General features: G+C 69.3%; 7 protein-coding genes. 6 read left to right on the top strand and 1 reads right to left on the bottom strand.

Features of this window, described 5'->3' with window-relative positions:
* The first annotated feature begins 77 nt into the window (after positions 1-77).
* The 4 genes from murA (at position 78) to EJC49_RS16675 (ending at position 7919) form a co-directional block, all read left to right on the top strand.
* Positions 78-1391 (top strand): UDP-N-acetylglucosamine 1-carboxyvinyltransferase, encoded by a 1314-nt coding sequence (murA, locus tag EJC49_RS16660; RefSeq protein ID WP_126701070.1) that lies wholly within the window; start codon positions 78-80, stop codon positions 1389-1391.
* 135 nt (positions 1392-1526) lie between these two features.
* On the top strand, positions 1527-2900 hold the full coding sequence (locus tag EJC49_RS16665; RefSeq protein ID WP_126701071.1) for a glutamate--cysteine ligase: 1374 nt from the start codon (positions 1527-1529) through the stop codon (positions 2898-2900).
* 102 nt (positions 2901-3002) lie between these two features.
* A complete protein-coding gene (locus EJC49_RS16670; RefSeq protein ID WP_126701072.1) occupies positions 3003-3902 on the top strand; it encodes a DUF937 domain-containing protein in 900 nt (299 codons plus the stop codon).
* Between the two features lie 177 nt (positions 3903-4079).
* The gene (locus EJC49_RS16675; protein ID WP_126701073.1) at positions 4080-7919 is read left to right on the top strand and encodes a beta strand repeat-containing protein; all 3840 of its coding nucleotides are present in this window, start codon (positions 4080-4082) and stop codon (positions 7917-7919) included.
* Positions 7920-8083: 164 nt separating this feature from the next.
* Here the strand turns inward: EJC49_RS16675 and EJC49_RS16680 are convergent, their stop codons facing one another.
* Positions 8084-8395, bottom strand: a complete 312-nt coding sequence (locus EJC49_RS16680) for a DUF1127 domain-containing protein (RefSeq protein WP_126701074.1) — start codon at positions 8393-8395, stop codon at positions 8084-8086.
* A gap of 179 nt (positions 8396-8574) precedes the next feature.
* Between EJC49_RS16680 and EJC49_RS16685 the strand changes: the two genes are divergently transcribed.
* Both EJC49_RS16685 and xseA read left to right on the top strand, forming a co-directional pair.
* Positions 8575-9531: a LysR substrate-binding domain-containing protein gene (locus EJC49_RS16685; protein WP_126701075.1), complete on the top strand. Its 957-nt coding sequence runs from the start codon at positions 8575-8577 to the stop codon at positions 9529-9531.
* Between the two features lie 120 nt (positions 9532-9651).
* On the top strand, positions 9652-10580 hold a 929-nt coding region (gene xseA, locus EJC49_RS16690; RefSeq protein WP_126701076.1), incomplete at its 3' end, for an exodeoxyribonuclease VII large subunit.

Raw genomic sequence — 10580 nt, forward strand, 5'->3', positions numbered from 1 at the left:
GAGCCGAAAACGAGGAACAGCGCGTCCGCTCGAGCCGTGACCGGCAAGACCGACCGCGATCGACGGGGGACCGGGACATGGCGCAGCCGGTGGCGGCCGAACGCATCCAGTATGTCATCGAGGGCGGCGCGAGGCTGTCGGGCGTCATCGAGCCGTCGGGCAACAAGAACGCCGCGCTGCCGATCGTCGCGGCAGCCCTGCTCACGCCCGAGCGGGTCGAACTCTCCAACGTCCCGCGGATTCGCGACGTCGAGGCGCTCGTCCAGCTCATCCGCACGGTGGGGGCGCAGGCGGAATGGACCGGGCGCAACACGCTGACGATCGAAGCGCGCGACCTGCGCCCGGCCGATCTCGATCCGGCGCTGTGCGCCCGCATCCGAGCCTCCATCCTGCTGGCCGGGCCGATGCTTGCCCGCTGCGGCGAACTGGTCCTGCCGCCGCCCGGCGGCGATGTCATTGGCCGGCGGCGGGTGGACACGCATTTTCTCGTCCTCAAGCAGCTCGGCGCCGAGATCGACGCCAGCGACGTCTACCGTTTCCGCACGTCGGGACTGTCTGGCGCCGATGTCTTCTTCGACGAACCGTCCGTGACCGCCACCGAGAACGCGCTCTGCGCGGCGGTGGCCGCCACGGCCACGACCGTGCTGCGCAACTGCGCCTCCGAGCCGCATGTGCAGGACCTGGCGAGGTTTCTGATCGCCATGGGCGCCGAGATCGAGGGCATCGGCACCAACACCATGGTCATCCATGGCGGCCGGCCGCTGTCGGGCGCGCGCCACCGGATCGGTCCCGATCACATCGAGGTCGGGTCTCTCATCGGCCTCGCGGCAGTCACCAAATCGGAGATCACCATCCGCAATGCCGGCGTGGAGCATCTGCGGTCGACGCTGATGAACTTCGAACGCCTCGGCATCCGCTGCCGCGTCGAGGGCGACGACCTCGTGGTGCCGGCCGGACAGACGATGAAGGTCGAGCCCGATTTCGGCGGCCATGTCCCAAAGATCGAGGACCAGCCCTGGCCTGCCTTCCCGGCCGACACGATGTCCATCGCCATCGTCACCGCCACCCAGTGCGACGGCATGGTTCTCCTCTTCGAGAAGATGTTCGAGAGCCGCATGTTCTTCGTCGACAAGCTGATCGGCATGGGCGCGCGCATCGTGCTGTGCGATCCGCACCGGGTGGTCGTGGCGGGTCCGGCGACGCTGCGCGGCTCGCGGCTGGAAAGCCCCGACATCCGGGCTGGAATGGCCATGCTGATCGCCGCCATGTGCGCGGAGGGAACCAGCGTCATCGAGAACGCCCAGCAGATCGAGCGCGGCTACGAGCGCATCGACGAACGGCTGAACGCGCTCGGCGCCCGCATCACCCGCAATCCGCCGCGCGCGACCTGAAGCGGGATCACGCGGCCGATCAACCGGCCTTGATCCACTGGTCAGCATTTTTGGCTTGATCGGCCAGCCTTGTTTCGGCCATCACTCGCGCGCCGACGCCGGATCGGCCGCAAGAAGCCCCGAGAGGACACGCCGATGGCGCGCGACACGACCGATTCCCGCCCGATCGAGGGTCTCGACGAACTGGTCGCCCACATGGCCGCCGGCAACAAGCCGAAGGAGCAATGGCGAATCGGCACCGAGCACGAGAAGTTTCCGTTCTACGTCGACGGCAACGCGCCCGTGCCCTACGAGGGCGAGCGCGGCATCAAGGCCCTGCTCGACGGCATGCAGAAGACGCTCGGCTGGGAGCCGATCATCGATGCCGGCAAGATCATCGGCCTCGTCGAGCCGACCGGCCAGGGCGCGATCTCGCTCGAACCGGGTGGCCAGTTCGAGCTGTCCGGCGCCCCGGTCGAGACGATCCACCAGACCTGCCGCGAGGGCAACGCGCATCTGGCCCAGTTGCGCGAGATCGCCGAGCCGCTCGGCATCCGCTTCCTCGGCCTCGGCGGCAGCCCGAAATGGACACTGGCGCAGACCCCGCGCATGCCGAAGTCGCGCTACGACATCATGACCAACTACATGCCCAAGGTCGGCCGCCACGGCCTGGACATGATGTACCGGACCTGCACGATCCAGGTGAACCTCGACTTTTCGTCCGAAGCCGACATGCGTCGCAAGATGCAGGTGTCGCTGCGCCTGCAGCCGCTGTCGACGGCGCTCTTTGCCAACTCGCCCTTCACCGAGGGCCGCCCGAACGGCCTGAAGTCCTGGCGCGGCGAGATCTGGCGCGACACCGACAACCAGCGCTCCGGCCTGCTGCCGTTCTGCTTTTCGGAGAATTTCGGCTTCATCGACTACATCGAGTGGGCGCTCGACGTGCCGATGTACTTCCTCATCCGCGACGGCCGCTACCACGACTGCACCCACGTCACCTTCCGCCAGTTCATGGATGGCGCGCTGCGCAACTCCGTGCCCGACGGCCTTCCGACGATCGGCGACTGGGCCAACCACCTGTCGACCTTGTTTCCCGACGTCCGGCTGAAGCGCTTCCTCGAAATGCGCGGCGCCGACGGCGGCCCGTGGCGGCGCATCTGCGCGTTGCCGGCCTTCTGGGTCGGACTGCTCTATGACGAGGAGGCACTCGACGCCGCCGAGGCGCTGACGAAGTCCTGGACATACGAGGACGTGCTGGCGATGCGCAATGCCGTGCCGGCGCAGGGCATCGACATGCCCTTCGGCGCAGGCACGCTGCGCGACGTCTCGCGCGATGTCCTCGCCATCTCGCGCCTCGGGCTGAAGAACCGCAGGCGCCTCAACGCCGACGGCTACGACGAGACCACCTTCCTCTCGACGCTCGACGAAGTGGTGGCGCGCGGCACCACCTCGGCCGACGAAATGCTGAGCGCCTACCACACCCGCTGGGGCGGCTCCATCGAGCCGGCATTCATGGAGTATGCGTATTAGGAGCGGCGTTTACCGCCCGTATCGCCGGAGAGCACGCCCCATCTCGCCACCCCCGCCGGTCGATGCTACGCTCACCTCGAACACGCTCGAGGAGACCCGCCCATGCTGCCCCTTTCCGACATGCTGGCCGCGCAGAACGGTCTCGTCATGGAGGCGCTGCAACGCCAGTTCAGCCTGACGCAGCATCAGACGCAGCAGGTCGTCGAAACCCTGCTTCCGGCGTTCTCCACCGGGCTCAAGAACAACGTCGCCGATCCCTACGGTGTCGGCGCCTTCCTCCAGACGCTGGCGTCCGGCAACCACGCGAACTACTTCGACAATCCGATGAGCGCGTTCACGCCGGGCGGACAGGCGGCCGGCAACGACGTGCTGGGCCAGATATTCGGCTCCAAGGAACTGTCGCGCGCCGTGGCCGCGCATGCCGCCACCGCCACCGGCATCGGTCAGGAGGTGATCAAGCAGATGCTGCCGGCGATGGCCGCCATGATCATGGGCGGGCTGTTCAAGCAGGCGTCGGGGCAGCTGGGGCCCGGCGTCCAGCCGAATTTCGGCAATGCAGGGCTCGGCGGCGCGACGAACCCGATGGGCGCGATCCTCGCCGAGATGATGCGCCAGGCCGGCGCGCTGACCGGCGGCCAGCCGCAGCCGCGCCAGCCCGACCCGATGGCCAATCCCTTCGGCAGGATGATGCAGGACATGTTCGGCGGCGCCCAGGCGGCGGCCCAAAACAAGGCGTCGGACGCATCGCCGAAAAGCCCGTTCGATGCCTTCGGCCAGAACCCGTTCGGCAAGGCGATGCAGGACATGATGGACGCCTGGCAGCCAAGGCAGCAACCCGAGCCGGAGCCGGAGCCGAGCAATCCCTCCGGCCGGCCGCGCACGCCCTGGGACGACATCTTCGACGACATGTTCGAGACCGGCGCCAAGCAGCGCGACGAGGTCCAGAAAAACATGGAGACGATCGTCGGCGAATTTCTGAAGGGCATGAACCGGCAGCGCTGACGCGTCCGCGAGCGCCTTCGGGGGGGAGCCGTCGAGCACAGGCTCGGGCAAGCCACGCCCAATAGACTTCCCGCGTCGTCGGTTCGTGCGTCGGGCCTCTCTCGCCCCCTCGCAGGCCTGACGTCGCCGTCCCGCAGCCGGGCAGGCCCGGGACGCAAGGCTGCGGGGCGCTACTTCATGTCGACCATTTCTTCGCTGACGGTCATCCAGATCCGGGCGCTGCCCACCGCCACCATCGCATCGTGGACGGAAGACGACGTCGCGCAGCTCTCGACGGCCCAGATCCAGGCCCTGTCGTCGGGCCAGGTGGGCGCGCTCCAGCCCGACAGCGTCGCGGCGCTCTCGACCACACAGGTCGGCGCCATCGCGCCGCGCGCCATCGTCGGGTTCAACCTGGACCAGCTGGCGGTGCTGGGCGCCGACAAGATCGCCGGCCTTGGCGGGTCGCAGGTCGCCGCGCTCACCGCCACCCAGATCGCCGGCCTCAACACCGTCCAGGCCGAGGCGCTGACCTCGAGCCAGGTCGCCAGCATGAGCGCGCGCCAGCTGGCCGCGCTCGACCCGGCCGGGCTGCAGGCCTTCTCGACCTCCGATATCGCCGCCATCCGCACATCGGCGATTTCAGGCCTGACCGCCGAGGGCATCGCCGCCCTGTCCGCCGACCAGCTTGCCGCGCTGACCCCTTCCCAGGTCGCAGCGATGCGGCCGGTGCAGGTGGCGGCCTTCACCACCGACCAGGTCGCGCTGCTGTCGACGGCACAGATCGGCGCCCTGAACTCCTCGCATGTGAAGGCGCTGAGCACCGACGCCGTCGCGGCCCTGTCCACCGACCAGGTGGCGGCCCTGTCCACACGGGCCGTCGCCGGGCTGACCGCCGCCCAGATCGGCGCCCTTTCCACCGGGCAGGCGCAAGCGCTGACACCCGCGCAGATCGGAGCGCTGAACTCGACGCAGATCGCCGCCTTCCCGGCCGAGGCGATGGCGACCTTCTCCGCCGCCCACATCGCAGCGATCCGCACCACGGCCATCGGCGGCCTGTCGTCCGACGCCATCGCCGCCTTGACCACCGAACAGGTCGCCGGGCTGCTTCCGGCCCAGGTGGCGGCGCTGAAACCGGCCCAGGTCGCGGCCATGAGCACCACCCAGGTCGGCGCGCTGTCGACTGCCCAGGTCGCCGCGCTGACCTCCCGTCAGGTTGCCATCCTTTCCACCGACATCATCTCCTCGCTCTCGACCAGCCAGGTTGCCGCGCTTTCGGCACGCGCCATCCCCGGCCTCACCACCGCGCAAATCGGTGCGCTCGGCATCGAGCAGGCTGACGCGCTGACGGCCACGCAGATCGCGGCGCTGAACTCGCGGCAGATCGGCGCTCTCGACGTGGCGGCGATCCAGACCTTCTCGACCACGGAAATCGCGGCGATCAACGTCACCGCGCTCGCGGGGCTGACGAGTGCCGCCATGGGCGCGCTCGATGTCGGCCAGGTCGCCGCGTTCACGACGCGCCAGTTCGCCGCCTTGCGCTCGGGCCAGGTCGGCGCGCTCGACGCCATGCAGATCGCGGCGCTGTCAACCGCGCAGATCAAGGTGATGACGGCGGCGCAGGTCGCTGCGTTGACGCCGGACGCCATCGCCGGCCTGTCCATCGAACAGTTTTCATCGCTCGGTGCGAAAGCTGTTCCGGGATTGACCGGCGCCCAGCTCGCTGCGCTCGGCACCGCCCAGATCGAAGCGCTGTCGACGGCGCAGGTCGGGGCGCTGACCGCCTCGCAGGTGGGAGCCCTTGGCGAGTCCGTCGCCGAAAACTTCAGCACCCTGAAAATCGCCGCGATCAAGCCGACCGCCCTTTCCGGCCTGTCGGCCGATACCATGGCAGCCCTTTCCGGCGCGCAGGTGGCCGCGCTGACGGCCGCGCAAATGACCGCGCTGAAGCCGGCGCAGGTGGCGGCGCTGGCGCCTTCTCAGCTCGAATCCCTGACCGTGACGCAGGTTCGCGCGCTGACCGCTCCGCAGGTGGCGGCGATGGGAACGGACGCCCTGGCGGCGCTCTCGACCACCCAGATCGCCGCCCTGTCGGCCAAGGCCGTGGCTGGCCTGACGGCCGTTCAGATCGCCGGTCTGTCGACAGACCAGGCCGAGGCCCTGACCTCGGCGCAGATCGCGGGGCTCGCCGGCAATCAGGTCGCCGCCTTCGGGGCAGCCGAACTCGCGACCTTTTCGGCTGCCGAGATCGCCGCGATCCGCACCACCGCGATCACCGGCCTGACGGCGGATGCGATCGCCGGGCTGGCCGCCGATCAGGTCGCCGCCTTGACCAAGACCCAGATTGCCGCGCTGAAGCCCAATCAGATCGCGGCGCTCAGTCCGGCGCAGTTCGCCCTGCTCTCCACGAGCCAGATTGCCTCGTTGACGGCCGCCCAGGTGGCCGCGCTGGGGACGGAAACGCTGGCCGGTCTCTCCAACGAGCAGATCGGCGCGCTTGCGCCAAGAACGGTCGCCGGCCTGACAACGGACCAGATTGCGGCGCTGACGGCCGGCCAGGTCGACACCTTCTCAACCACCCAGATCGCCGCCCTGACGGCAACGCAGGTCGGCGCTCTTGGCACGGCGGCGCTGCAGACGTTTTCGGCCTCCGACATCGCCGCGATCTCCACGGCTGCGATCACCGGCCTGTCGGCCGAATCCGTCGCGGCGCTCGCGACCGAACAGGTCGCGGCGCTGACCACCGCCCAGATGGCGGCGTTGAAGCCGGCCCAGGTGGCGGCCTTCACGACCGCCCAGTTCGACGCCTTGTCGACGGCTCAGATCGGTTCCCTCGGGGCCATACAGGTCGCCGCCCTGTCCACCGAAACCATCGCCGCGCTGGCGCCGGACCGCCTGGCCGCGTTGTCGACGAAAGGGATTTCCGGCCTGTCGGCCGATGCCGTCGCCGCGCTCTCGGCGACGCAGGTGGGCGCCCTGACGACGGCTCAGCTGGCCGCGTTGACCGCTTCCCAGGTCGCGGCCCTGTCCGGCGCCGTGCTGGACGGGCTCAACCCCGAGACCATTGCCGCGCTCAGCCCGTCCGGCCTGTCGGGCCTCCCCGCCGGGACTTTCGCGGGACTGGCGCCGACCACCGTTTCCGCCCTGACGACGGCGCAGGTCGCGGCCCTGAAGCCGGCGCAGGTGGCGGCCATGACGGTCGAGCAGATCGGCGCCATGACCACCGCGCAGGTTGGCGCCATGACCGGCACTCAGTTCCTCGCGCTCGGCGCCGACAAGATGGCGGCCTTCCTGCCGGCGCAGGTGTCGGCCTGGACGACGAGCGTCGTGTCCAGCCTCAGCGCCATGCAGATCGGCGCGCTGTCGGCCGAACAGATCGACGCGCTGACGACGACGCAGATCGCGGCCCTGAAGGCCCCCCAACTGGCGGCGCTTGGCGCCGACAAGATTGCCGCGTTTTCGGCCGAAGACATCGCCGCCGTCGATGCCAACGCGCTGCAAGGCCTTGCGTCCGACACCATCGGCGCGCTGTCGCTCGAGCAGACGGCCGCGCTTCGGCCCGCGCAGATCCAGAAACTTACCTATTATCAGCTGCGCGCCCTGAGCGCCGACCAACTGGGTTCGCTCACCACCACGCAGGTGGGCGCCTTGAGCGCGCTGCAGGTTGCTTCGCTCGGCACAGACCGGATCGGCGCGCTGACGCCGACCCAGGTTGCCGCCATCGACGTCGACGCGATCTCGGGATTCAGCACCGCGCAGCTCGTGGCCCTGTCGGCCGAGCAGGTCGAGGCCTTTACGCCGAGCCAGGTCGCGGCCATGACCGCCGAGCAGATCGGAGCGCTCGAGGCCGGCGACCTCGCCCAGTTTTCCACCGATGACATCGCCGCCATCGGCACGTCGGCCATTCCCGGCCTGTCGTCGGCGCAGATCCTCGGCCTGAGCCAGGCCCAGCTTCAGGCGCTGACCGCCAGCCAGACCGCCGTGATGAGTTCGCAGCAGCTCGCCACGATCATCCAGGCCTACGAATCCTACGGCTGACGAGGCCCGCCGGCGTCGATCCCGAACGCGAAAAAGCCCGGCCACCCCTTGGGAGGGAAGCGGCCGGGCAGGTTGGCAGGCGTGGCCGGGGGGACCGGCGGGAGTCAGAAGCCTGCGGTGGGGATGCCGGCGCTGGCGCGCGCGGCGAATTCGGGGGCGGCGCTTCAGCCGATGCGCCGCGCCAGCGTCTCGTAGGCGCGGATGCGCGCATCTGAAATCCGGCCGAGCTGCTCGGTCGGGTCGACGCCGATCGGTGACTGCCAGACCACGTGCAGGTCGCCTCGCGTCAGGCCGATGTCGGCCAGCTGCGCGTCGCTCATCTCGCCCAGCCGATAGACCTCGCGGCGGTTTCGCCAGGCGCGAAACAGCCTGGCGGCGAGGTTGCCCACGGCCACGGCGGCGTTCGCCACGCGCAGCCCGAGCGCCGGACGCACGGAGGCGGGCGAGAGGGAGGTGCGGGTGTCGAGGGCGGTCATGGTCGTTCTCCTTTGGCTGGCCGCGGCGCGCACGAAGCCTTTGCGCTGGCGGGGATTCCCCAGCGTCCTGGTCGATGTCGCGTCCTTCGGCGGAACGTCGCTCTTCTCGCAAGCGAGGATTGATAAGTCGAACGAATGTTTTTAATCTTTGACATCAACCATGCTGATGGATCACCCGAATGGCTGCGCCCTTAGACCTCGACCAGCTCCAGACCTTCATCGCCATCGCCGACACCGGTTCGTTCACCCGCGCTGCGGACGAGGTGTTCCGCACCCAGTCGGCCGTGTCCATGCAGATGCGTCGCCTCGAGGAGCGGGTCGGCAAGCAGCTGTTCGAGAAGGAGGGCCGCACCAACCGGCTGACGGAGGATGGCGAGCGCCTGCTCGCCTATGCGCGGCGCATGATGCGGCTGAACCGGGAGGCCCTGTCGGCGCTCGACGACAACCGCCTCGAGGGTTCGATCCGCATCGGCACGCCCGACGACTATGCCGACCGCTTCCTGCCCGAGATCATGGCCCGCTTTTCCCGCTCCAACCCGCGCGTCGAGCTCTCCGTCCTGTGCGAGCCGACGGTCAACCTCGTCGAACTGATCCGCCGGGGCCAGCTCGACATCGCCATCGTCACCCATGACGACGAGAAATCGCCGTCCGAGGTGGTGCGCCGCGAGCCGCTGCTTTGGGTGACCTCGGCCAATCACATGGTGCATGAGGAACAGGTGTTGCCGCTCGCGGTCGGGCGTCCCACCTGCCTGTGGCGCCAGGCGACGCTCGACGCGCTCGACCGGGTGGAACGCGAGCACCGGATCCTGTTTACCTCGTGGTCGGCCACCGTCATCATCGCCTCCGTGCTGGCGGGCCTGGCGGTTGCCGTGCTGCCCGAATGCGCGCTGCGGCCGGGCATGCGGGTGCTGACCGAGAGCGAAGGTTTTCCGCCCCTGCCCGATGGCCGCATCGGCATCCTGCGCGGCCATTCCAGCCAGCCCGAGATCGTGGAGGCGCTGGCCCGCCACATCGCCGAAAGCCTCGACAACATCTCGCTGCCGGCGCCCGAGGACACCGCCAGCTTCGACTTCGCCGCCATGAACCTCGCCGTCCGCGGACGCCGGCACAAGCCGGGCCAGATGGCCGGGTGGTGACACGGCAACGCCCGCCGCGCCGCGCGGCGTGAACTTCGACGCCCGCCTCGTCAGCTCCGGCATTCTCCCGCCGCCCCGCTTCCACTCGCCATCCCCCGCCCGCCGCGCTAGCATCGCCCCATGACCGACCTGTTCTCCCCCGATTCCCCGACCAACGCGGCCGAGTTCACCGTCTCGGAAATCTCCAATGCCCTGAAGCGGACGGTGGAGGATGCCTATGGCAACGTACGCGTGCGCGGCGAGATTTCGGGTTATCGCGGACCGCATTCGTCGGGCCACGCCTATTTTGCGATGAAGGACGACCGTTCGCGGCTCGAGGCAGTGATCTGGAAGGGAACGTTCCAGAAGCTTCGCTTCCGGCCCGAGGAGGGCATGGAGGTAATCGCGCAAGGACGCCTCACCACCTATCCGGGCTCGTCGAAGTACCAGATCGTCATCGAAAGCCTGGAGCCGGCCGGGGCCGGCGCGCTGATGGCCCTGCTGGAGGAACGCCGCCGCCGGCTCGCCGCCGAAGGCCTGTTCGACGCTTCGCGAAAGCAGCTGCTGCCCTTCATGCCAAAGGTCATCGGCGTGGTCACCTCGCCCACGGGCGCCGTGATCCGCGACATCATCCACCGGATATCGGACCGCTTTCCGCTGCATGTGCTGGTGTGGCCGGTGCGGGTGCAGGGCGAGACGACTGGCGCGGAAGTGGCCAATGCGGTGGCCGGCTTCAATGCCCTGCCGCGGGACGGGCCGATCCCACGGCCCGACGTCGTGATCGTGGCGCGCGGCGGCGGCAGCCTCGAGGATCTGTGGGGCTTCAACGACGAGGCGATCGTGCGCGCGGTGGCCGGGTCGCTGATCCCGGTGATCTCGGCCGTCGGCCACGAGACCGACTGGACGCTGATCGACCATGCCGCCGACATGCGCGCGCCGACCCCGACGGGCGCGGCCGAGATGGCGGTGCCGGTGAAGGCCGAGCTCGAGGCGACGCTGGCCAGGCTCGCCGCGCGGCTGGGAAACGGCGAGGCCCGGAGCCTCGACCGCAAGCGCCAGGCGCTTCGGGC

The sequence above is a fragment of the Aquibium carbonis genome (genome assembly GCF_003970795.1).
GTDB lineage: Bacteria > Pseudomonadota > Alphaproteobacteria > Rhizobiales > Rhizobiaceae > Aquibium > Aquibium carbonis.

Bases quoted from the DNA above. Each gene is read 5' to 3' on its own strand.
- murA (WP_126701070.1), top strand. From the start codon at position 78: ATGGCGCAGCCGGTGGCGGCCGAACGCATCCAGTATGTCATCGAGGGC.
- EJC49_RS16665 (WP_126701071.1), top strand. From the start codon at position 1,527: ATGGCGCGCGACACGACCGATTCCCGCCCGATCGAGGGTCTCGACGAA.
- EJC49_RS16670 (WP_126701072.1), top strand. From the start codon at position 3,003: ATGCTGCCCCTTTCCGACATGCTGGCCGCGCAGAACGGTCTCGTCATG.
- EJC49_RS16675 (WP_126701073.1), top strand. From the start codon at position 4,080: ATGTCGACCATTTCTTCGCTGACGGTCATCCAGATCCGGGCGCTGCCC.
- EJC49_RS16680 (WP_126701074.1), bottom strand. From the start codon at position 8,395: ATGACCGCCCTCGACACCCGCACCTCCCTCTCGCCCGCCTCCGTGCGT.
- EJC49_RS16685 (WP_126701075.1), top strand. From the start codon at position 8,575: ATGGCTGCGCCCTTAGACCTCGACCAGCTCCAGACCTTCATCGCCATC.